Annotated in this window: 17 protein-coding genes; 2 read left to right on the top strand and 15 right to left on the bottom strand. The window is 65.5% G+C overall.

Going from position 1 to position 21,714, the window contains the following annotated elements:
* Window positions 1-109 precede the first annotated feature (109 nt).
* The 8 genes from BG57_RS14530 to BG57_RS14495 all read right to left on the bottom strand — a co-directional run bounded on the left by BG57_RS14530 (window position 110) and on the right by BG57_RS14495 (window position 13,107).
* Window positions 110-4,678, bottom strand: a complete 4,569-nt coding sequence (locus BG57_RS14530) for a cellulose synthase subunit BcsC-related outer membrane protein (protein ID WP_035964702.1) — start codon at window positions 4,676-4,678, stop codon at window positions 110-112.
* Complete coding sequence (gene bcsZ / locus BG57_RS14525; RefSeq protein ID WP_229753875.1) at window positions 4,672-5,760, bottom strand: cellulose synthase complex periplasmic endoglucanase BcsZ; 1,089 nt, start codon at window positions 5,758-5,760, stop codon at window positions 4,672-4,674. The genes BG57_RS14530 and bcsZ overlap by 7 nt, the downstream gene beginning before the upstream one ends.
* A 46-nt stretch (window positions 5,761-5,806) precedes the next feature.
* The gene (gene bcsB, locus BG57_RS14520; RefSeq protein ID WP_229753859.1) at window positions 5,807-8,188 is read right to left on the bottom strand and encodes a cellulose biosynthesis cyclic di-GMP-binding regulatory protein BcsB; all 2,382 of its coding nucleotides are present in this window, start codon (window positions 8,186-8,188) and stop codon (window positions 5,807-5,809) included.
* The gene (bcsA, locus tag BG57_RS14515; RefSeq protein ID WP_371875847.1) at window positions 8,188-10,452 is read right to left on the bottom strand and encodes a UDP-forming cellulose synthase catalytic subunit; all 2,265 of its coding nucleotides are present in this window, start codon (window positions 10,450-10,452) and stop codon (window positions 8,188-8,190) included. Before bcsA ends, bcsB begins: the two co-directional genes overlap by 1 nt.
* Window positions 10,401-11,186 (bottom strand): cellulose biosynthesis protein BcsQ, encoded by a 786-nt coding sequence (gene bcsQ / locus BG57_RS14510; RefSeq protein ID WP_035964678.1) that lies wholly within the window; start codon window positions 11,184-11,186, stop codon window positions 10,401-10,403. The genes bcsA and bcsQ overlap by 52 nt, the downstream gene beginning before the upstream one ends.
* Window positions 11,183-11,788 carry a cellulose biosynthesis protein BcsP gene (gene bcsP, locus BG57_RS14505; protein ID WP_052005819.1) on the bottom strand — a complete coding sequence of 202 codons (606 nt, stop codon included), beginning with the start codon at window positions 11,786-11,788 and terminating at the stop codon, window positions 11,183-11,185. The genes bcsQ and bcsP overlap by 4 nt, the downstream gene beginning before the upstream one ends.
* Window positions 11,789-11,912: 124 nt before the next feature.
* Entirely contained in the window at window positions 11,913-12,377 is a 465-nt protein-coding gene (gene bcsD / locus BG57_RS14500) for a cellulose biosynthesis protein BcsD (protein ID WP_035964670.1), read from the bottom strand.
* Window positions 12,378-12,909: 532 nt separating this feature from the next.
* Window positions 12,910-13,107, bottom strand: coding sequence for a hypothetical protein (locus BG57_RS14495; protein WP_035964659.1), 198 nt, complete (start codon window positions 13,105-13,107; stop codon window positions 12,910-12,912).
* Window positions 13,108-13,546: 439 nt separating this feature from the next.
* Between BG57_RS14495 and BG57_RS14490 the strand changes: the two genes are divergently transcribed.
* On the top strand, window positions 13,547-14,161 hold the full coding sequence (locus tag BG57_RS14490) for an NAD(P)-dependent oxidoreductase (protein WP_035964653.1): 615 nt from the start codon (window positions 13,547-13,549) through the stop codon (window positions 14,159-14,161).
* Here BG57_RS14490 and BG57_RS14485 read toward each other — a convergent pair whose 3' ends face one another.
* The 5 genes from BG57_RS14485 to BG57_RS14465 form a co-directional block, all read right to left on the bottom strand.
* The gene (locus tag BG57_RS14485; RefSeq protein ID WP_035964645.1) at window positions 14,162-14,626 is read right to left on the bottom strand and encodes a DUF3331 domain-containing protein; all 465 of its coding nucleotides are present in this window, start codon (window positions 14,624-14,626) and stop codon (window positions 14,162-14,164) included.
* 331 nt (window positions 14,627-14,957) lie between these two features.
* A complete protein-coding gene (locus BG57_RS14480) occupies window positions 14,958-15,797 on the bottom strand; it encodes an ABC transporter permease (protein ID WP_035964637.1) in 840 nt (279 codons plus the stop codon).
* A 5-nt stretch (window positions 15,798-15,802) separates the two neighbouring features.
* Complete coding sequence (locus BG57_RS14475) at window positions 15,803-17,074, bottom strand: ABC transporter permease (RefSeq protein ID WP_035965002.1); 1,272 nt, start codon at window positions 17,072-17,074, stop codon at window positions 15,803-15,805.
* A 78-nt stretch (window positions 17,075-17,152) separates the two neighbouring features.
* On the bottom strand, window positions 17,153-18,196 hold the full coding sequence (locus tag BG57_RS14470) for an ABC transporter substrate-binding protein (RefSeq protein WP_035964626.1): 1,044 nt from the start codon (window positions 18,194-18,196) through the stop codon (window positions 17,153-17,155).
* Window positions 18,197-18,268: 72 nt separating this feature from the next.
* Window positions 18,269-19,372, bottom strand: coding sequence for an ABC transporter ATP-binding protein (locus BG57_RS14465; protein WP_035964616.1), 1,104 nt, complete (start codon window positions 19,370-19,372; stop codon window positions 18,269-18,271).
* A 194-nt stretch (window positions 19,373-19,566) separates the two neighbouring features.
* Here BG57_RS14465 and pdxR point away from each other — a divergent pair, with 194 nt between their 5' ends.
* The gene (gene pdxR / locus BG57_RS14460) at window positions 19,567-21,069 is read left to right on the top strand and encodes a MocR-like pyridoxine biosynthesis transcription factor PdxR (protein WP_035964608.1); all 1,503 of its coding nucleotides are present in this window, start codon (window positions 19,567-19,569) and stop codon (window positions 21,067-21,069) included.
* Here the strand turns inward: pdxR and BG57_RS34135 are convergent.
* Window positions 21,066-21,191: a hypothetical protein gene (locus tag BG57_RS34135; protein ID WP_268237943.1), complete on the bottom strand. Its 126-nt coding sequence runs from the start codon at window positions 21,189-21,191 to the stop codon at window positions 21,066-21,068. The genes pdxR and BG57_RS34135 overlap by 4 nt on opposite strands.
* A gap of 36 nt (window positions 21,192-21,227) precedes the next feature.
* Window positions 21,228-21,572 (bottom strand): DUF4148 domain-containing protein, encoded by a 345-nt coding sequence (locus tag BG57_RS14455; RefSeq protein WP_035964601.1) that lies wholly within the window; start codon window positions 21,570-21,572, stop codon window positions 21,228-21,230.
* Window positions 21,573-21,714: the final 142 nt, after the last annotated feature.

Genomic DNA, 21,714 nt, shown 5'->3' with positions numbered 1-21,714 from the left:
GCAAGCTACGCGCGTTCCCGCGAAAGCGCCATAGCCGGCATCAGGCGTTTCAGCGAGGAAACGCCGCAAGACAAACGACCGCCCGCGCATCGCCAGAAACAACGCCCGCTCAGTTTGCCAGCGACAGATACGGCGAACTGAACGCCTGCGGCGGAAATAGCGGCTGCACATTGCCTTGCCGGTTGAAGCTGTATCGCACGTACACCGCCGCCAGCCATTCCCGATACTGATACGCGTTTCCGAACGAAGCCGTCGCGCCGAACGCCAGTTGCGGCGCAAGCTGATACTCGCCGGTCGCGCTCAACGAGTACGATACGCCCGTCTTGCTCTGGCCGGGATACACCGCGCCGGCATCCGGCACCGTCGACGAACCCGCCGCGTTCTGCTGCCGCTGGCTATCGGTCGGGAAGTAGCTCGACGCATCCTGCCGGTAATGCTGCACGCCGACCGATCCCTTTACATCGTAGGTGAAAAGGCCCGTGCGTCCCATGTATTCGACAGGGAAGTTGAGGATCACGTACTGCTGCGGGCTGAAATAGCCGCCCTGACCGTACGTGAAATACGACAGGTTCTTGTCGTAGTGCATGAGCGTCGTGTTCGCGCCGACGGTCAGCGTCTGGTCCGCGTCCTTCAACAGCCGCGTGTAGATGCCGCCGCCGCCTTTCTCCGCCGTGTTCGACGCGACGTTCCGGCCATCCAGATACTGGAACGCCGCATTGACATAGACGCCGCTCGTGCCGTCGTCCCAGCCGAGGTCCGCGCGCGCGCCGCTCGATGTCACGCCGCCCCATTCGAGGCCTTGGCCGGCATCGCGTGCGCCGGCGTAGGAGAGCAGGCTGTCGGTGACGGCGCGGCGGGCGACGGCGAGCGAATACGAAACCTTGTCGCTGATCGCGTTCTGATACTGCACCCCGCCGACGATGTTCGTCTCGCGGAAGCCGAGCGGCGTCGTGCCGATATCGCCCTTGAAATGGCGGTTCTCGTAGCCGACCGACAGGCCGACGCCCGTCGCCGTCTGCGAGCCGTATCGATTGGCGACCGGCGTCGTCGTCGCGCCTTGTCCCGAGCCGAAGCGCGCGAGCGTCTGCTGCGTGTTCTCGGCGGTGCCGGCATCGAGCGTGACGGGCGTCGCCCGCACGATCACGTGCCCGTTGCCCGCCTTGATGCGGCCTTCCAGGGGCGCTTCGATATCGGTCAGATTCGACAGGCCGTTTTCGCCATCGCGATTGCGGAAGACGATGCCGCCCGAGATCGTGCTTGCCTGCTCGCGGTTGATCGCGGCCAGTTCTTCGGCGACGCCAGCCGTCTGCGAACTGGCGATGCTCGCCGCGCCGCCCGCGCTCACCGCTGCGGCGGACGTGGCGCGCTGCGATTGCGCCGGATAGTACGGCTGCGCGTAGCCCGCAGGCGGCTGCGGAATGTAGGGCTGCTGCGCGTACTGCTGCGGATAGGGCTGTTGAGCGTAAGGCTGCGCATACGGCTGTTGCTGCGCATATTGAGGCGGCGCGTATTGAGGCGGCGCGTATGGCTGCTGTCCATATGGCGCCTGCGCGGGATAAGCCGATGCCGCCGCCGTCTTGCCCGATGCCGCCCGCTTCGAAGCCGGTGCAGCGGCGGCAGCATATCCGCCCGTTTGCGCCTGACGCGCCGCAGGCGACATCGGCCATGGCGACGTCGCGTACGGGTCCGCCGCGCCGTAGGCCGCCTGCTGCTGCGGATACGGCGGCGGATAGGCATCCGGCTGCGGGTATGCCTGCGCCGGATAAGCGCCCGGCTCTTGCCCGGGATACGGTTGCAGCGGCGCGGCCGGCTGCGCGTAGCCCGCGTTGTCCGGAGCATAGCCGCTGTTCGCCGCCGGGCGCGGCCCGCCCGACTGCGCGGAGCCATAGGCATCCGGGCCATATCCGCCGCTTGCCGCTGGGCGCGGCGCGCCATAGGGTTGAGGCGCCACGTAAGGCACGGAATAGGGCGCAGGCTGCGCAGGCGGCGGCAAATAAGTCGGCACGGGTGTCGAATAGGACGAGTTGAACGAGTTGGACGGACCGAAATCGGCTTGCGCATTTCCCGAGCCCGCCGTTCCGACCGCCGTCTTCCCCTCGAACGGATTGGTCCCGGGAAGCGGCGTCGAGCCGATGCGGTTCATCGCGGTCTGCCAGTCGCGCGGAACGTTGCCGCGCTTTTCCGCGCCGCCAGCGACGGACGGACTGGCCGCAACCAGCGACCGCTGCAAGAACTGTGCGGCGAGATCCAGCTTGCCTTCTGCTCGATACATCCGCCCGATCGCGGCGAGCAGCGCCGGATCGTTCGGCGCGGCGGCGATGGCCTGCTTCGCGATCGATTCCGCCAGCCGGAAATCTCGCACGCCGGATGCCGCCGATATCGCCGCGCTCTGCAAACCGATATCGTCCGGACGGCGGGCGAGCGCCGCGCGATAGCACGCGAGCGCGTTGCGGTCATCGCCGGCGGAGGTGTACATGCGGCCCAGCGCCGCCTGCAGGTCCGCGTTGTCGGGCATCGCGGCGAGCCACGGCGCGATCACGTCGTAAGCGCCCGCCAGATCGCCGCGCGTGCGCACCGCGTCCGCCTGCGCGATCACGATGCCCACGTTCAGGTCGTTGAAATCGGCGCGCTGCTGCGTGGTCAGCGGCATCGACTGGAGACGCCGCATCACGGAGCCAAGCTCGGCGCTTTGCTGCGTCGATGAAAGGATGCCCGCGTATTGCAGCAGCAGGCCCGCATCGTTCGGCGCACTGGCAATCGCCCCGCGCATGAGCGCGAGTCCACGCGATGCATCGCCCGCCTTCAGATACGCCGACGCGAGCGCGCCCGTCAGTTCCGCGCTGCCCGCGGCGAGCGGCTCCGCGCGCTGCAAGATGGCGATCGACTGGGCGCGCTGGCCCGCATTGGCGACGCGCGTCGCGAGTTCGGCCTGCTGATGCACCCACAGCCGATGCTGCAACGCCGTCATCGCCGGCGTGCGCTGCGCGGCGGGGACGCGTTCCAGTTGCGCGAGCCCCGTCGACCAGTCCTGCGTTTCGGCGGCGAGCAGGGCGCTGGCGTACAGCGCATCGGTCATCTCGGGGTGCGCCGCGACGAGGCCGTCCATCATGCTGCGCGCATTGCCGACCGCGCCCTGCCGCACATAGATGCGCGCCAGGTCGAGGCGCAGCCACGGATCGTCGGGCAGGTTGAGCAGCGCGTCTTCGAAGAGGCTGCGGGCCGCGCCGAGATCGCCGCGCGCTTCGGCGGTGCGCGCCTGGGCTGCCTGCGCTTCGCCGCGCAGCGTATTGATGCCGCCCGCTTTCGCCTGCTGCTCCGCGTTCAGCCGATTCGCGAATGCGAGGGCTTCGTCGCCGCGTCCTTGCGCAGCCAGTGCGCCGACGAGTCCACGGATCGCGTCGGGATTGTCGGCCTGACGGCGCAGCGCCATGCGAAACGCCGCCTCCGCGCCGCGCGGATCGCCATTGTTGAGCAGCATGTCGCCGAGCAAGGTTTGCGCGGTGACATCGGACGGATTCACGGCGATGGCGCGCTCGAACAACGCCTTCGCCTTCGCGATTTCACCGTTGCTGCGCGCGCCGATGCCATCGCTCGTATAGGTCCAGTAGGTCGCGCTGGTGAGCGCGTCTTTCCAGCGCGCGGCGTTGCCGGCACGCGATGCCCGTTCGAGATACGTGCGCGCCTCCGCGAAGCGCTCCTGCTTCAGCGCAACGACACCGAGGCCGCCCAGCGCGTCGGCATCGTTCGGATCGCCCGCGAGCACCGACGAAAAGCGCGCCTGCGCCGCGACGAGATCGCCGCGATCGAGCGCCGCGAAGCCATCGGCGACGGCGCGGCCGCGCGCATCGACGGCGGCGTCCGCCTGCGCGCGGTCGCGGGCGGCCTTGTCCTGCTGCACCATCGCATCGAAGCGGGCCTTCACGGCGGCGTCATCGGGCGCGGTCTGGAGATACGCCTGAAACAGCGGCGCATCCGATGCCCGCGCGCCCAGCCACAACAACGCCTGCCGCCAGCTCGTTTTCGCCTGCGCACCGACGGCGCCGTCGCCCGCCAGCTTCGCGAGCCGCGCGATGCCGTCGCGGCGCGTCGTATCGCGATAGGTCAGATGCTGAGCATAGGCGAGGGCGTAGCGCGGATCGTCGGCGTTCTGGCGCGCGAGCTGTTCCAGCCCGCGGCGCGCCTCGTCCCAGCCCTGCGGCGTCGCCGCGAGCGCCTGGTAATACTCGAGCTGAAGCGCGGGCGTCGCGGGCTTGCCGTCGATCGCGCGCCGGTATTCCTGCACTGCCGACGCGCTTTGTCCGCTTTGCGCGAGACGGCGGGCATCGTTGACGCTCTGATCGCGCGGGCTGGATTCGCCGAGCCTCGCGCCGAGTTCGTCGATGCTCGGATAGTTCGGCGCGACCTGCCGCAACTGCGCGAGATATTGCTGCGCGCCGCTGCCGTCCTTGCGATCCGCGAGCACCATGCCCATGCCGAAGAGCGCATCCGGCTGCTTCGGATTGATGCGCAGCACCTTCTGCCACGCCTGCTCGGCGAGATCGCCCCGCTTGTGCGCCTGCCAGTACTTGCCCTGATCGACGAGCACGTTCAGCGGATCGGCGTTGGCCTGCGCGAATGCCCATGCCGGCGCGGCGCAGAGCATCGCCGCGATGGCGCGTTTTCTCGTGCGGATCAGCATGCGCTTCTCCAGTTCGGCACGAGGCGGCCGTTGGCGTCGAAGCGGTATCGCCCGTCGATGAAACCGCCGCCGAACAGCCCGAGCACGCGGTCGTAGTAGACCGGCTCCTGTCCGCCGTTCAGCGCGTCGAGATGGGCGCGCGCGAGGCCGAGACTTCGCTCGTCGTTCAGCGCCCTGAAATACGGCGCCAGCGCAGCCCAATACGATAGCGGGCCTTCGCCGCTGGCCGCGCCGGTCGTCGACGAAACCTTCTCCGGCGGAAAGCCCGTCTTCGCCACGCTCTGACGCATGCCCGAAAGCGCGTCGAGCCAGGGCCGCCCGAGCGGATCGCTGCTCGCGGCGAGGCCGGCCCACAAATAGACGCGGATGGCGTCGTAGCTGCCGATATCTCCGCTCTTCGGATCGACGACGAACTGGCCATTGCGATACGCCGCCCAATCCGGCGCGTAGCCGCGCGGCGACGTGATTTTGACGAGGCGCGCGGCGTTTTGCGCGAGCTTCGTCCACGGGCCGTCGGGCATCTCGTGGGCGAGGCCGCGCAACAGCGGCAGGGGCAGATAGCCCGGATTCAGGCGCGTCACGCCGTCCGCGCTGAAGCCTTGCGGCCCGGGCAGGAGCATCGGCCCGAGACCGGGCAGATCGGCGACTTCCTGCTTCACGACCTGCGCCGCGAGCGCGCGGCCGAGCCGCGTGTAGGCCGGCTCGTTCCACAAGCGGCCCGCTTGCAGCAGGTCATAGGCGATCCACAGGTCGGCGTCGGAGGCCGCGTTCGGGTCCATCACGCCGAACGAGCCATCGGCCTTGCGGCCCCATTGCCACGCGGGCAAACGGATGTCGTTCGCGTCGAAGCGACCGGCGGCGAGATTGGCGCGCGTCCAGCCGAGCAGGCGGTCGAAAGTCGCGCGGTCGTTCGCCACGAGCGCGAAGAACATGCCGTACGACTGGCCTTCGGACGTGGTCTGCTGCGCGTCGGTGGAGCGGTCGACCACGCGGCCATCGGCCTGCACGACGCGCTCGACGAACTGTCGATACGCGGGCCAGTCGCAGGATTGCGCAGCGTTGGCAGGCGACGCCGCGCCCATTACGACGACCGCGCCCGCCGCGAGCCGAACGAGAACCTCACGCATATCAATCCCTCAGACGGCGCGCCGCGAGCGAACGCAGCGCGCGATAGAACAGCGCAGCGATGATCAACGCGGCGATCACCGCCGAGAACACGAGCAACAGTGGATGCGCGGACAGCGCCCAGCGCATGTAATGCATCGGCGAAAGATGGCCGACGTAATACGCCTCGCCGTTCGACGTCACCGTGACCGTGCGGCCATGAATGACCGCCATCGCGCCTTGAATGGACGGCAGCAGGTCGTTGTCGAGCAATGCGGCGGAGAGGTCCGCATCCGATTGCCCCGCCGCGCTGATGAGCGCCACCGCGCTGCGCCCGCTTTTCAGCGGCGATTCGAAGCCAGTCAGGAGCGCGTCGCCGTTCGCGCTGACGAGCGACAAATCCGCGCGTGCCGGCGAGCGCTCCGGCCCGTCTTCGCCATGCCACCAGTCGACGACCTTGAACGCCACGTCGCTCAACTGGAACGTGCGCGCGTCGCCGTCGCTCGAGAAAGGCATCTGCTTCGCCCAGCGTTGCAGCAGCGGCTGGCGGCCCGGCGCGCCGAGAATCAGCAGGTCCTTGTCGGCAAAACGGTCGACATCGTTCGCGTTCGTCACCGTGACGCCCGTCACCGGATAGCCCGTCGACGCTCCCATGCGGCCCATTTCCAGCAGATACAGGCTGTAGTCGGCGGAGTTCGGGTCGTTCGGCAGCACGACCGCCGTCTGCGACAAATCCGCGAGCCGCGTGAACGGAAAGCCGCCGTTGGCGAACGCGGCGAGGTCGGGCAGCGCCATGTAATGCGGAAAGCCGGACAGGTCGATGGTCGAATTCGGATCGATTGCGCCGACGACGTTATCGAGCACGCGGCCCTGACACTCGCCGGTCTTCGGGATGTCGTAATAAAAGTGCAGGCGCAACTGCGCTCGCGGCGTGATGAGCAGCGGCGGCAAGTAAATCTGGCGGCGCGCGGCGGCGGTCCGGTCGGGCAGCACGCGGCTGAAATAGTGCGCGAGATCGAACGTCGATGCCGACACCGCCGGAATCCGCAGCGACTGCACGAAACCGTCGTTCACGCTGATGTTGAGCGACGAGCGATCCGGCGCGGGCCGCACCGTGTAGCGATAAGCCAGGTCGATGGGCACGCCCTTGGTCTGCCACATGAAGAGATCGGGCGGCACGCGCAGGTTCACGCGCACCGCGTCGGCGTCGTAGCCGTTGGCGGTCAGATCGCGCGCTTCGGCCAGTTCGCCGAAGCGCACCGGGCGGTCGGTGCGCAGCCAGTTCGGCGCATCGTAGGGGCGGCGCGGCTGCAAGTCGTTGAACTGCGTGATCGTCGCGCTCGCACCCGACAGCGTGTTCTGCCCGACGCCGAGCGCCTTCGCGGCGATCTTCAGTTCCTTGTCGTCGCGGCCGAGCACGAGAAGCAGGCGGCCGCGTGCGGCGGCATCGCGTTCGACGACCGCGATCGTCGGACCGGAAACCGGCGGAATGTCGACGCCCGGCAGCTTCGCATCGCCGAGGGCGAACACGACGGCATTTCCGGCGAGCGGCACGGCGTCCGTCTGCGCGGGAAAGACCGCGCCGCGATAGCCCGCGAGCGACCCGAAATACGACGCCACCATGCCCGCCGCCTCCAGTTCGCCGAGGCCCGGCTTGCCTGCGAAAACGAAGGGCAGTTCGAGCCGGCGCACGTCGCGCCGGTCGAAGAAAGGCTGCGGCAGCGCGGCGAGATCGGGCTTGCTCGCAATCGACGCATACGTGAGATCGAGCGAACTGGCATTGCTGACCGTCGCCCACAGCGTCGAATTGGACGGGTCTTCGCACTGCTGCGTGTAGTGCCCGATCAACTGCACGTTCAGGTGATTGAACTCGGTGATGAAGCGCGGATCGATCGCCACGTCGCGGGCGATGAGCGTGCCGGCCTGCTCGCGCGGCACCGGCAGTGTCGCGGCCACTTCGCCGTTGACGAGCACCTTCAGTTGCGAAATCGCTGGCAGCAGCGACGGCGAATAGCTGTAGATCAGATGCAGCACCGCGCCGGTCACGACTTCGTCGCCGCGCACCGAGAACGCGATGCCGTTCTGCCCGTCCGTGCCGCGCAATTGCAGCGGATCGAGCGCGCCGTAGTCGGCGAAGGTGAGCGTCTGGCGGCGTCCGCCGGGGACGAGCATGCCAGGATCGGCGGTCGTCGGCACGCGCGAGGCGAGCGGCTTGTCGGGCTTGCCGGAGAACGCGGGCACGGGCGCCGCGAGCGCGGGCTGCGCGATGGTGTTGGGGTTATAGACGACGGCCGGGCCCGGCGCGACGTCGGCCGCCCCCGCGACCGACACGCCCAGCGCCATAGCCAATGCAAACGCGCATGCCACTGCGCCGCCAAGACGCGGCCTCGATGATCCCTTGCTCATTATTGGTCTTTGGTCGTCAGCTTCTTCGCGTCGACCGGCGTCTTGCTCGTCCAGGTCCGAAGGTCGCTGTACAGGTGCTCGAAAAGGCCGGCGATGCCGCGCGTGCCCACCAGCAGCACGTGCGACAGGCCGCGCAGCGGGGTATCGGCGAGGCGGCCTTCGGACCAGCCGGTCCAGGCATCCGCGCGCGCGAACGTCGTCTTGACGAAGTCGTATTCCTGCTCGCGCGTGAGCTGCAAGAAGCGCAGGCCGACGCGCCCCGGCTCGCTGAAACCCACGGTCGCGGGGAACGCGAATTCCTCGTCGCCGCGAAAGAGCGAGACGGTGACGCGCTCGTGCAGCGGCACGGCGATGCTGTTCGGCAGCTTCACGCCGACGCCGCCTTCCGAATAGTCGATGGTCTCGCAAGCGAGCGTGCGCCCCGTCGCGAACTTGAGCATGACCGGCATTTTCATGGTCACGCGATGCGTCGACCGCACTTGCCGCTGCTCGCTCGCCGCCGCCACCGACGCGCCGAGAATCAGCATGTTGTAGACGGTCCAGCAGAGGTTGAGCACGGTCGTCTGCACTTCGCTGCGCACGTGCCAGTTCAGGCCGATATGCACCGCGCCCGCGATGAAGCCGAGCAGGTTCAGCAACAGGAGGAACAGATACGGGCGCGAGATCGACCAGTCGAAGTAAGCCTTCGCGATCTGTCCGCCCTTCGCGGTCACGTTGAACTTGCCGAGCTTCGGGTTGATGACCGCGAGCAGCGTCGGCGCGGTGATGTACGACGCCAGCACCGACTCGTACACTTCGGCCCAGAACGAATGGCGGAACGACCGCTGCATCCGCGAATTGGTGATGCTCGCGTGCATCATGTGCGGCAGCGCGAAAATGGCGATGGTGCTCGCCGCCGCTTCGATCACGTGCGCGCCGAAGAACAGGTACGACAGCGGCGCGGTCAGAAAGACGAGACGCGGCACGCCATAGAAGAAGTGCAGCATGCCGTTCAGATAACACAGCCGCTGACCGAGCTTGAGGCCCTTGCCCGTGAGCGGATTGTCGATCCGGAAAATCTGCGTCATGCCGCGCGCCCAGCGGATGCGCTGACCGATGTGCCCCGACAGACTCTCCGTCGCGAGCCCGGCGGCTTGTGGAATTGCAAGATACGCGGTCGTATAGCCTAGCCGATGCAGCTTCAGCGCGGTATGCGCGTCCTCGGTGACCGTTTCCACCGCGATCCCGCCGATCTCTTCGACCATCGAGCGGCGCAGCACCGCGCACGAGCCGCAGAAGAACGTCGCGTTCCAGAGGTCGTTGCCGTCCTGCACGAGGCCATAGAACAGTTCGCCTTCGTTCGGCACCTTGCGGAACGTGCCGAGATTGCGCTCGAACGGATCGGGAGAAAAGAAGTGATGCGGCGTCTGCAGCATCGAAAGCAGCTTGTCGCGCAAGAACCAGCCGAGGCAGATTTGCAGGAACGAGCGCGTCGGGATGTGATCGCAGTCGAAGATCGCGAGGTACTCGCCGTTCGTGATCTTGAGTGCCTCGTTGATATTGCCCGCCTTCGCGTGGCGGTTATGCGTGCGGATCGTCCAGTTGACGCCGACTTCCTCGCAAAACGCCTTGAACTCGGGGCGGCGGCCGTCGTCGAGCACGTGGATCGCGAGCTTGTCGGTCGGATAGTCGAGCGCGAGCGCAGCGTAGATCGTCGGCTTCACGACGGAAAGCGGCTCGTTGTAGGTCGGGATAAAAACATCGACCGTCGGCCACGCGCTGCGATCGGCGGGCAAGGGCAGCGGCTTGCGCTTAAGCGGCCACGCGGTCTGGAAGTAGCCGAGCATCAGCACGAGCGTCGCGTAGACTTCGGCGGTGACGAGCAAGAGGCCCCACGCGGCGTCGAGCGGACGCTCCCAGTACGTCGTTTCGGTGAGCCGCCAGTACATGTAGCGGCCCGAGGCCGTCACCGACAGCATGATCATCACGAGCGTCGCATACTGGCCTTGCAAGCGGCGAAACCCGAGCGCGCAGACGAAGCAGATCGTCGCGAACGCGAGTTGCTGGCCGAACGCGAGCGGCACCGTCACGACGAAGTACAGCGCGAACGCGGCAAAAAGCGTCAGCGCGGCGACCACGATCCGGCTGCTCCAGATCCCCGCATCGACAATCCGTTCGAGCCGCGACGTCGCGACGCTGACCTCCGTTTCCTGCGATGGAACCTTCGCCGGTCTCATGCGACGTTCCTCGAAGGCGCGATCGCGTCGATGGCGGCGAGCAGCCAGTCGCCGCACGCGCGCAGATCGGCGGCGGCTTGCGAGAGCGGATCGTAGTGGATGAGCGTCGTGTCGCACGCGAGGGATTCAGCGATGCCTTCGTCCTGATGGATCACGCCCGGAAAGAGCTTCGAGCCCAGCATGTCGCGCAGCACTTTGAGCACGTCCTTGCTCAACTGGCGCGATTGATCCACCTGATTCACGACATAGCCCTGACCGGCGAAGTCCCGGCGCGGCGCGGCGTACGCGTCGATCATGCGCTCCATGCCGGGAATCGCGGCGTAGGAGGCCGCGTCCGCAAGCACGACGTTCAGCGCGAAATGGGCCGCCGTCAGCGCGGTGCGCGTGTAGACGGAGGAGCCGGGCGGGGTATCGACGATGACGATATCGTTTGCGTCGAGCGCAAGAGAATTGAGCGAACGCGCGAGCCAGGCCGGATCGCCGTCGACGAGCGTTTCGAAGCGGCGGCGATCGTCCTCGACGAGCGCGCCGTAGGGCAGCACGGTGACGCCGTCGATGCCGTCGAACATCACCGTTTGCCACGGACTCTGGCTGAGCGTGGCGCGCGAGATGCCGTCGATGCTGTCGAGCGGAATGCCGAAATGCAGGCGCAGCGCGTTCTGCGGATCGAGATCGAGCACGATCACGCGGCGATTGCGCGACGCCAGCACCGAGGCGAGATTGGCGGCGAGCGTCGTCTTGCCGACGCCGCCCTTCGCGGAGACGACCGTGAGGACTTTCATGAGCGTGGGCCGCCGTTGCGCAGGCGGTGGAACAGCGCGGGCAGGGAGTCGTCGGAGGCGGCCTGCGCGGCGGGCGCGGGCTGGAAGAGCTTGCCGAGGATCGACGAAGCCGGGGTCGCGCGTGGCGTTTCGGCCTTCGGGATCGCCGGAGCGGCGGCTGCGGACTTGTCGACGACAGGTATCGCCGCAGGCGCGTTGCGCGCGTCGAGCCAGCCGGGGCGCGCAACGTTCAGCGACGCGGGAACGGCCGCTTGCACCGCCTCTTCCGGCGATGAAAACCGCGCGGCGCTCAGCGAATCGTGCGCGGCGGGCGGATTCACAGGCGGAATCGTCCGTCGATGAGACCGCGCGAAAAGCGGCGGCTTGCCGCGGCGAATTGGCGTGAGCGTGGGATTGGGCGTCGGCGCGGCGTCCGATGGCCCGCGCGACTCGCGGCGCGCCGCGATCTCGGGAATGGCCGGCTGCGCGAAGTCGAGCGTGGCGAGCAGCGGCCAGCGGGTGCGAGCGTTCCTGGCCTCGTTCTCCCGGCCGATCTCCTGATATTCCCCTGCATTGCCGCCGAAGTGATCGAACAGCTTCTCGATGTCGCGCGAAGTATTCATGGATGCCGCATCCTCGTGATGCCCTGCTTCAAACGTGGCCAGTGCTGCGTACTGCATTTGTTCGCCGTCCGATGCTGAACGGTCGATGCCGCGAACGACGCGGCCCATCCTCGACAGCCGATGCTCAGCTCGCGCCGTGCGCTAGCCGGAATTCGATGGCGGCGTCGCCGCCCGTCTCGCCGATGCCGCCGTGCTGCCGGACGGCGAGCCCTTCCGCGCCTAGCACCGAGAGCCAATGCTGGTACGCGCCTTCGAGAAACGCGGGCGTCCACGCGAGGGCGCTTTCGCCGAACGCGCGAAGCGGCGCGCAGTAATGAACGATGCGCAGATGATCGCGCGCGTCCGACAGCTCGACGAAGCCCCAGTCCGCTTCGCGCCAGACCGCATTCAGCGCAGCGGCGAGGTCGGCCGTCGAGGCACATGGCGGCAGGGGCGACGCATCGGCAAAACGGCTGCCTACGCGATGCATCAGTTGACGCAGCTCCGCACCGCCGATCTGCGCCTCGAACTCGTCCGCAAGCGACGACAGCAAGCCGCGCCACTGCCGGGATATCTGACGGTCGAGCAGGTAATCGAGAGGTGCGGCCATCGTGGTTGATTCGAATGCGCGCGCAAGGTGCGTGCAGGTTGTCCGGTGATTTTCGCCTTTGCTTATCTGACTGAAAGCAGACGTCTAATCCCTGTATCCCAATAGTCGGTCAGGCGTTGCTTCTCGTCTGAAGTTAGCTCAGATCATTGGCTTTTGCCAAAGAGCAATAATCAGGACGATTAGCCAGTACGGCGATATACCGCTTGATTCGCGGCATTGATTCGGTCTTTCAGGCGCCGTCTGGATGGACGAACGATGGACAGCAGCCGCGCCTTGCTTCAGACGCGAGCCCGCGCTAAGCGGACGGCGAAGTGTACCATCGCGTTAATACAGTTCGGTAACGAATATTGACGCTTTTGTTTCGCTTGACTTTTTGTCGGTCAGAGCGACCGATGGGCGAATTTGGGCGTGCGCCGCGATTATTGTTCTGATAATTGGTGCGACGGCGCAGTGAAGAACGGTGAAGGTCGTGACCGAAACTGGACAAAAAAAGCGCCCCATCCGGGGCGCTTCGTGTAAGGAATTGGAACGCTCAGGGGTTGGCGCGAACTGCGTCCCTGACAGCGTCCATCACAATGCCGTAATTGAGCGGGATGTCCAGCGAATCGGCGTAGTCGGCTTCATCGGCGGAATCCGCCTGCGCGGCGCCAAGCGGAATTGGCTCGTAGGCGGTTTCACCAGCCGGATTGTCGCGTCCTTCGATCGCACCCTGCAATTGCGGATTCTTCACGATTAACTCCTTCCGGTAATGGAGCGGCGAGGACCTGCAAGATAAACCAGTGTCATGACAAATTGACGACTTCGATTGAAACTCTTCGCGAAACGGATTGCGTTCGGCGCGCCGGGAATCGCCGTAATAACGCGTTTCGACAAGAGTGCGGGGTCTCTAGTTTAACGGCGTCTTCCTTGCATCATGGTGTGCGGCGGATTATGGCCGGGCCGGTCGATTATTGGCGGGGACACTTAAAACCGGCTCGGAAATTGCATTCATCAAACCGGTCGCCGGTTCTGAAAGCAGCGGCGATGCCAGAACGATTCTCGCATTCGTCGTTTCGTCGAAACGGAATCGGGCCATTCGATGCGGCGCCTCTGTGTTTTCGCTCTCTGTGTGAAGGAATTACCGCGCACGGAGTTGCACGTTTTGCGCCGCCAACGCCGGGAGGACATGCATGAGCAAGATTGCGATCATCGGCGCGACGGGCAATGTCGGCAGCCGATTGCTGGAGGAAGCGTTGCGCCGCGGACACACGGTAACGGCGCTGGCCCGCGATACATCCGGCCTGGGCGCGCGCGACGGCGTGACCGCGCGCAACGTCGACGCGCTCGACATGGCCGCGCTCGCTGATGCGATCGCGGGTCACGACGCGGTGTTCAGCGCCACGCGCTTCGCCTCGGTGCCTGAAAGCGCGATCGTCGGAGCGGTGAAGCGTGCGGGCGTCGAACGTTTGCTGGTCGTCGGCGGCGCGGGAAGCCTGTACGTCGCGCCCGGCCGGCGCGTGCTCGATGCGCCCGGCTTTCCGCCGGCCTATCGCGAGGAGGCGACGGCGGGCGCGGCGTTCCTCGACGCGCTGCGCCGCGAGCGTGACGTGATGTGGACCTTCGTGTCGCCGTCCGCCGAGTTCGTGGACGGCCCGCGCACGCGCAAATTCCGCGTCGGCGTCGACGAATTGCTCGTCGATGCCAACGGCAGAAGCTGGATCACGTTCGACGACTTCGCGATCGCCTTCCTCGACGCGTTCGAGCGCGGCGAACCGGTCAGGCAACGCTTCACCGTCGGCTACTGATCAGCCGTGGACGTCCGCTTCGACTTCCTCGTCTTGCGGCATCGCGGCGGCGAGGATCATCGCCGATGCGTTTTGCGGTTTCGGATCGCGCTGCGACGGGCGATACACCTGATCGCCGCGATGAATCGGCATCCCCGACAGGGAGCAGACGCCTTCCGTGTTAGCCGTGGTCGCGCGCCAGCCCTGATAGCCGTAATGGCAGGTGCCGGGATCGGACCAGTAGACGAGCGCGGTCGCGCTACTCGGGCGCTCGATCACGCGCACGATGGCTTGAGGATAGGGCAGCCGGTCATTCGCAGGCTGCGGATGCGCCCGATTCCAGTCGCGCGTCAGACGGTCGACGAAGGCGCTCTCGGCGCGTGCGGTTCGTTGGGACGGAGCGATGCGGCCGGTCTCGGCGGGTATCGTTTCGAGCTGATGGACCGTTTGAGACCACGGATCGGCTCGCTTCGAAAGTGCTGTCATGGCATTTTTCCAGGCTTTGGCTCGACCTAGAACGTACGTCATTAAGCACATTCCGATAAATACGGCATCAGTGAAAACACTGTCCCGTTGACGCGAATAATCCCAATGGACGGTCAGATTGCGCTTATGTAAATGCCGGATGCTTGCCAGGTAAGGCTTTGCGGCCTGTTTAAGATTTGCCCGCACAGTCGGCAAAACGGAGCGTCGCCGGAATTCCGAAAGCGATAAGTAATTAAAAAGAAGGCGAATTCGAAAGAATCGCTGCAGCGTTCAAGCGCTATCGCAATAAAACCGGGCTGCAACGACACGCGCGAAGCAGCCCGGCAGCACTTCACCCCGCCACGGCCCGAGCCGCCGCGCGGCCGCGCAACCATTCGAGCGCCAGCAGCAGACTCGTCGAAAACACGATGAGAATCGTCGCGAGCGCGGCGATTGTCGGACTGATGTTTTCGCGGATGCCCGTGAACATCTGGCGCGGCAGTGTCGTCTGTTCCGCGCCGGCGAGAAAGAGCGTGACGACAACTTCGTCGAACGATGTCGCGAACGCGAACAGCGCGCCCGATATCACGCCCGGCGCGATCACCGGCAGCGTCACGCGAAAGAACGTCGTCAGCGGGTTCGCGCCGAGCGACTGGCTCGCGCGCACCAGGTTCGTGTTGAAGTTCTGCAGCGTCGCGGCGACCGTCGTCACCACGAACGGCACGCCGAGCGCCGCGTGCGCGAGAATCAGGCCGAAGTACGTATTCGCGATGCCGAGCGGCGCGAAGAACAGATACATGCCGACGCCGACGACGATCACCGGCACGATCATCGGCGAGATGAGCACCGCCATCAGCAGGCCCTTGCCGGCGAAGTTCGCTTTCGTCAGCCCGACTGCGGCGAGCGTGCCGAGGATCGTCGCGACCAGCGTCGCCGATGGCGCGACGATGAAGCTGTTCTTCGCGGCCATGCGCCACTCGTCCGACATGACGAGGTTATGATACCAGCGCATCGAGAAGCCGGGAATCGGATAGACGAGGAAGGTGCTCGACGAGAACGACAGCGGCACGACGGCCAGCACCGGCAGAATCAAATACAGCAGCGTCAGCACGCACAGAATGCGCAACGCGAAGTACCAGATGCGCTCGATGGCGGACGTGTGCGGCGCGAACAGCGGTTTGGCGAGTTTCATCTCTGTTACCCCAGGCTCACGTTCGAGCGCGTGAAGCGCCCGTAGACGACGTACAGCACCAGCGTCGCGGCGAGCAGCAGCGCGCCGAGGGCGCAGGCCATGCCCCAGTTGATGGTCACGTTCGTGAAATAGGCGATGTAGTAGCTCACCATCTGGTCGTTCGGTCCGCCGAGCAGCGCCGGCGTGATGTAGTAGCCGATCGCCAGAATGAACACGAGCAGCACGCCCGCGCCGATGCCGGGGTACGTCTGCGGTACATACACGCGCCAGAACGCGGCGAACGGATGGCTGCCGAGCGATACCGCCGCGCGCTGATAAGTCGGCGGCACCGACTTCATCACGCTGTACAGCGGCAGGATCATGAAGGGCAGAAGAATGTGGGTGAGCGAGATATAGACGCCCACGCGGTTGAAGAGCAGCGCGAGCGGCGAGCCGATCAGCCCGCTGCCGATCAGCGCCTTGTTGATGAGCCCTTCGCTTTGCAGCAGCACGATCCACGCGGCGACGCGCACGAGCACTGAGGTCCAGAACGGTATCAGCACGAGGACCATCACGAGGTTCGCGCGGCGCGCGGGCAGCGTGGAGATCCAGTAGGCGAGCGGATAGCCGAGCAGCAGCGCGAACAGCGTCACCGCGAAGCCGATCACGAAGGTGCGCCCGAACACGTTGACGTAAATGGACTGGTCCGGATCGGCGTGAACGATGTTGCCGAACCCGTCCTGCTTATGATCGAGCGACGCCAGCAGATAGAACGGCGACAGCCGGCTCGCGTTCTTCGCGATGGCTTGCCAGTAGGCCGGATCGTTCCAGCGCTCGTCGATTTCGATGATCTTCGCACGCAACTGCGGCGGCGCGAGCGGCTTGCCGTCGTCGCCGGTGAGCGGCATCGCGCGAGCGGTCTTCGCAACGAGCGAGCGATATCCCGGAATCTCCGTGTTGAGGCGGCGGGCGAGGGCGCCCATCGAATCGCCGTCCTGAATCGCGGTCAGGTCTTGCGCGAGCGCGGCGTAGGCGGCATCGGGCGGCGCCGCCTTGCGGTCCCAGCCGGCGAGCGCCGCGCCGGTATGCGGCAACGCGTTCGCCACTTCGGGATTTTCGATGGCCCGCGTGAGCAGCGCGCCGATCGGCACCACGAAGATCAGAAACAAAAAGATGGCGAGCGGCGCGATCAACGCAAGCGCCATCGCGCGTTTCTTGGCGTCGGCGAGCTTCAGCTCTTTTTTCAGGCGCGCGGTCGATTCGCCCGACTCGTCCACGGCGATCGTGATGGTGTTCACGCTGGTGTCTCCCTGCAACTTGGCGGTAACGAGGCCGCGCCTCACAGGAAGCGCGACCGTCGCACCGCAGTCAGCCACTTACTTCGATGCCCACGCCGAGAAGCGCTGTTCCAGTTCATCGCCGTGATCGGTCCAGAACGCCATGTCCTGCAACACCGCGTTCTTCGCGTTGGCCGGCGAGTTCGGCATATCGGCCTGCGTCTTCGCATCGAGCGCGGTGATCGCGGCCTTGTTCACCGGACCATAGGCGATGTGCTGCGCGTACTCCTGCTGCGGCTTCTGCGACACCGAATACGCGATGTACTGCGTCGCCACGTCCTTGTTCGGCGAGCCCTTCGGAATGGCCCAGTAATCGAGGTCGTAGATGCTGCCGTTCCACACGACCTTGAGGTTCTTGCCTTCCTTGCGCGCGGCATCGATACGGCCGTTGTACGCGGTGGACATGACGACATCGCCCGCGACGAGGAATTGCGGCGGCTGTGCGCCGGCCTCCCACCACTGGATGCTCGGTTTCAGCTCGTCCAGTTTCTTGAACGCGCGATCCGCGCCGGCCTTGGTCCCGAGCACCTTGTAGACATCCTTCGGCGCGACGCCGTCGGCCATCAGTGCGAATTCGAGGTTGTAGCGCGCACCCTTGCGCATGCCGCGCTTGCCCGGGAATTTCTTCGTGTCCCAGAAGTCCGCCCAGCTGGCCGGCGCGCTCTTGAGCTTGTCGGCGTTATAGGCGAGGGCCGTCGACCAGACGAAGAAACCGGCGCCGCAGGTTTGCGGCGACTCGGGCACGAGTTCCGATTTCTTCGCGATCTTCGACCAGTCGAGCTTTTCGTAAAGACCTTCGTCGCAGCCACGGCCGAGATCGCCCGATTCGACTTCGACCACGTCCCAGTTCACGTGCTTGGCTTCGACCATCGCCTTGACTTTGGCCTGCTCGCCGTTGTACTCGACCGCCGTGACCTTGTTGTTGGTCGCCTTCTCGAACGGCTGATTGAACGCGACCTTCTGCGCGTCCCCATTAGCCCCGCCGAAGTTGACGACGGTGAGGTCCGCCGCGAACGCGACCGATACGCTCGTCGCGCACACGAGCGCGGCGGCTCCCTTGGAACACAGTGCGAACTTCCTCATGGTGGTTTCCTCTGCTTGGTTTTATCGATTGACTGCGGAAAAGGGCATGCGCGCGGCACGCCGGGGAACGTCTCACGCGAACACGCGCAAATGCTCGGGCGCGAATTCCAGTGCGATCGGCGCGCCGGGCGTGAAGCCTGCGAGTGCTTCGGTGCCGAGCGGCACCTTGACGAAACACTCGTCCTGATCGCGCACGCCGCAGCGCATGCGCACGTGGTCGCCGAAATAGATGAGGCTCCTGGCTTCACCCGCGAGCGCGTTGTGTCCGTTCGCGCCGTTCATGCGGTGCGCGCCGGCTGCGAGCTTCATGCGTTCGGGCCGGATGCACGCCACCGCCGGCGCGCCGGCGTTCGCCTTCGCCACGTTCAGGCCCGAAAGCCGCGTGCCGTCCGCGAGCCGTATCTCGCAATAATCGCCTTGCGTATGTTCGATGGTGCCCCGAAGCCGGTTGCTGTCGCCGATGAAATTGGCGACGAACTCGTTGCACGGCGCTTCGTAGAGGTGATCGACGGTATCGAGCTGCTGCACGATGCCCTTGTCGAACACGGCGACGCGGTCGCTCATGGTGAGCGCCTCGCCCTGATCGTGCGTGACGTACACAAAGGTGACGCCGAGCTTCTCGTGCAGCGACTTCAGTTCGTACTGCATGTGCTCGCGAAGCTGTTTGTCCAGCGCGCCGAGCGGCTCGTCCATCAGCACCAGCTTCGGCTCGAAGACGAGCGCGCGAGCCAGCGCGATGCGCTGCTGCTGACCGCCCGACAACTGCGCCGGATAACGCTTCGCGAAGCTCTCCATGCGCACCATCTTCAGCGCGTTGTTGACGCGATGAGCACGTTCTTCGGCGGACATCTTGCGCACTGTCAGCGGATATTCGACGTTCTGCTGCACCGACAGATGCGGAAAGAGCGCGTAGTTCTGAAACACCATGCCGATGTCGCGCTTGTGCGGCGGCACCTTGTTGAGCAGCTTGCCGTCGAGCCAGATTTCGCCGCCCGTCGGGAATTCGAAGCCCGCGAGCATCATGAGGCACGTGGTCTTGCCTGAGCCGGACGGCCCGAGCAGCGTGAGGAATTCGCCTTGATAGATGTCGAGATCGAGAGACTTCACGACGAGCGTTTCGCCGTCGTAAGTCTTTCGGACGCCGCGAAAGCTGACGATCACCTGATCGGATTTCATCTTCCGTGTCTCCTTCGGAAAGCTGAATGCGGATATTTCGGATGCCGGCGCCGCAACGGGACGGCGAGCGGCTCCGGAAATTTTTTCCACTACTTGCGCTAACTATAGCCTGAGACGGTTCTACAATGGGGAACCATTTCAATATTCATCGGGGAGCCACTTTCGGCGCTGGCGCCTCGTCCCGGGACAGCACCTTGACTACGATCCACCTTGCAGACTGGCTGAATGCGCGAATCGACCGCGCGCGGGAAGAGCCGGTCTACCGGCAACTGCTCGAGGCGATGCAGCAGGCCATTTTGACCGGTCAGCTTGCGTCGGGGGCGAAGCTGCCGAGCTCGCGCATGCTGGCGGCCGATATCAGCGTCGCGCGCAATACGGTGCTGCACGTGTACGAGCAGTTGACGGCCGAAGGCTATGTCACGTCGACGACCGGCAGCGGCACCTATGTCGCCGATACCGCCCCGAACGACCGTGCGGCTGTGCGCAAGCCGCAGGAACCGGCCGATGAAACGCCGCGCAAGCCTTGCCTGATATCGAAGCGGGGCGCGCGGCTGATCGCCCACGCGGGCGTCGCGCCGAAGCAGTGGGGCGCGTTCATGCCGGGCGTGCCGGATGTGGCGGAGTTTCCGTCGCGGACGTGGAGCCGTTTGCAGTCGCGGCTCTGGAAGCGCGCGAGTCCCGACTTGCTGACGTATGCGCCGGGGGGCGGGTATCGGCCGCTACGGCGCGCGTTGTCGGACTATCTGCGCGTCGCGCGTTCGGTGAAATGCACGCCGGATCAGATCATCATCACGACGGGGATTCATCAATCGATCGATCTCGCGGTGCGTCTTCTGACTGATAGCGGCGATCGCGCGTGGGTCGAGGAGCCGTGCTACTGGGGCGTGCGCAGCGTGCTGCAGGCGTCGGGGCTGACGCTCGTGCCCGTGCCCGTCGACGAAGAAGGCCTCAATCCGAGCGCGCGCGACATGGCCGCGCCGCCGCGCATTGCGCTCGTGACGCCGTCGCATCAGTATCCGCTCGGCATGGTGATGAGTCTCGCGAGGCGTCGTGCGCTGCTCGAATTCGCGCGGCAGCATGGCGTGTGGATCATCGAGGACGACTACGACAGCGAGTTCCGTTATCGCAGCCGGCCCCTTTCGTCGCTGCAGGGACTCGATGACGCGGGGCAGGTCATCTATGTCGGCAGTCTCGGCAAGATGATGTTTCCCGGCTTGCGCATGGGCTATATGGTCGTGCCGGAGAATCTCGTCGATACGTTCCGCACCGGCGTCGCGGAGCTATACCGCGAAGGCCAGTTGATGCAGCAGGCGGTGATGACCGAATTCATTCTGGATGGTCATTTGACGTCGCATGTGCGGCGCATGCGCGGCCTTTACGATGAACGGCGCCAGTTGCTCATCGACGCGATCGGCGCGCATTTCGGTGAAACGCTCGCCGTGCGCGGCGACGAAGCGGGCCTGCACTTCGTGCTCGAATTGCCCGGCAACGCGAGCGATCGCGCGATCACCGACGATGCGCTCGCGAGCGGCGTGGTCACGCGTCCGCTCACGCACTACTACATGAATCAGGAAGACGCGCGCAGGGGCTTGATGCTGGGCTATGCGTGTGTGCCGAACGCCGAGATCGCGCCCGCCTTTGCAAAGCTGGCGGGCGTGATCGAGCGGGCGTTGAGCGCGGTGGAAGCGGGTTCCTAAAGAGTCTCGGCGTCGACGTGCTGTTGAGTTTCGTCCGGTGCGAACGGACGCCAGACGGGCGCGTCCGTCGAGAAATCATCGAGCAATGAGAATTGCTCCAGTGCCGATTCGGTATCGAACATGGGCTTATCCTTCGGATAGTTAGAATGACGAACGAATCAGCGTGAGCTCAGATTCGCGGCGGCCGGCGCGCCATTCGCGTAATCGACGATTGCCCGGTTGTGCGCTTCTGCCTGCGCGGCGACAGCGTCGCCCCACATGCTTCGCGAAGGATAGGTATTGCGATTGAGCGCCGGCAAAGAGCCGTTCGAATAGGCTGCGGCGAGTTCGGCCCGCACTTGCGCACGCGTTTTGGGCGTTTCGCTTGCGCTTGCCGTGCTTTGCGTAGGCGTGAGATACGTTCCCGCACGGCCGATTCCCTGGCCGCCTTCCGCAAAAGCGGTGCTCGAGATCACGGCAGACACAGCGGCGAGCGAGAGGCTCGTGAGCAGATAGCGTTTCATGGTGCGACTCCTTTCGATCCTTCGGGATACGGCGCATCGTGCGAATGAACGATGCGCCGTGACAGGACGAAATGTAGTCGCGCCGGTGCGGCGGATAAATGGCCTATTGACGAATAGATTTATCTATTGCGACGAATAATCG

Source organism: Caballeronia grimmiae (genome assembly GCF_000698555.1).
Lineage (GTDB): Bacteria > Pseudomonadota > Gammaproteobacteria > Burkholderiales > Burkholderiaceae > Caballeronia > Caballeronia grimmiae.
Note: the sequence above shows the minus strand (reverse complement) of the source record. Positions and strands in the feature narration are given on the sequence as shown.

Bases quoted from the DNA above. Each gene is read 5' to 3' on its own strand.
- BG57_RS14530 (WP_035964702.1), bottom strand. From the start codon at position 4,678: ATGCTGATCCGCACGAGAAAACGCGCCATCGCGGCGATGCTCTGCGCC.
- bcsZ (WP_229753875.1), bottom strand. From the start codon at position 5,760: ATGGGCGCGGCGTCGCCTGCCAACGCTGCGCAATCCTGCGACTGGCCC.
- bcsB (WP_229753859.1), bottom strand. From the start codon at position 8,188: ATGAGCAAGGGATCATCGAGGCCGCGTCTTGGCGGCGCAGTGGCATGC.
- bcsQ (WP_035964678.1), bottom strand. From the start codon at position 11,186: ATGAAAGTCCTCACGGTCGTCTCCGCGAAGGGCGGCGTCGGCAAGACG.
- bcsP (WP_052005819.1), bottom strand. From the start codon at position 11,788: ATGAATACTTCGCGCGACATCGAGAAGCTGTTCGATCACTTCGGCGGC.
- bcsD (WP_035964670.1), bottom strand. From the start codon at position 12,377: ATGGCCGCACCTCTCGATTACCTGCTCGACCGTCAGATATCCCGGCAG.
- BG57_RS14490 (WP_035964653.1), top strand. From the start codon at position 13,547: ATGAGCAAGATTGCGATCATCGGCGCGACGGGCAATGTCGGCAGCCGA.
- BG57_RS14485 (WP_035964645.1), bottom strand. From the start codon at position 14,626: ATGACAGCACTTTCGAAGCGAGCCGATCCGTGGTCTCAAACGGTCCAT.
- BG57_RS14480 (WP_035964637.1), bottom strand. From the start codon at position 15,797: ATGAAACTCGCCAAACCGCTGTTCGCGCCGCACACGTCCGCCATCGAG.
- BG57_RS14470 (WP_035964626.1), bottom strand. From the start codon at position 18,196: ATGAGGAAGTTCGCACTGTGTTCCAAGGGAGCCGCCGCGCTCGTGTGC.
- BG57_RS14465 (WP_035964616.1), bottom strand. From the start codon at position 19,372: ATGAAATCCGATCAGGTGATCGTCAGCTTTCGCGGCGTCCGAAAGACT.
- BG57_RS34135 (WP_268237943.1), bottom strand. From the start codon at position 21,191: ATGTTCGATACCGAATCGGCACTGGAGCAATTCTCATTGCTCGATGAT.
- BG57_RS14455 (WP_035964601.1), bottom strand. From the start codon at position 21,572: ATGAAACGCTATCTGCTCACGAGCCTCTCGCTCGCCGCTGTGTCTGCC.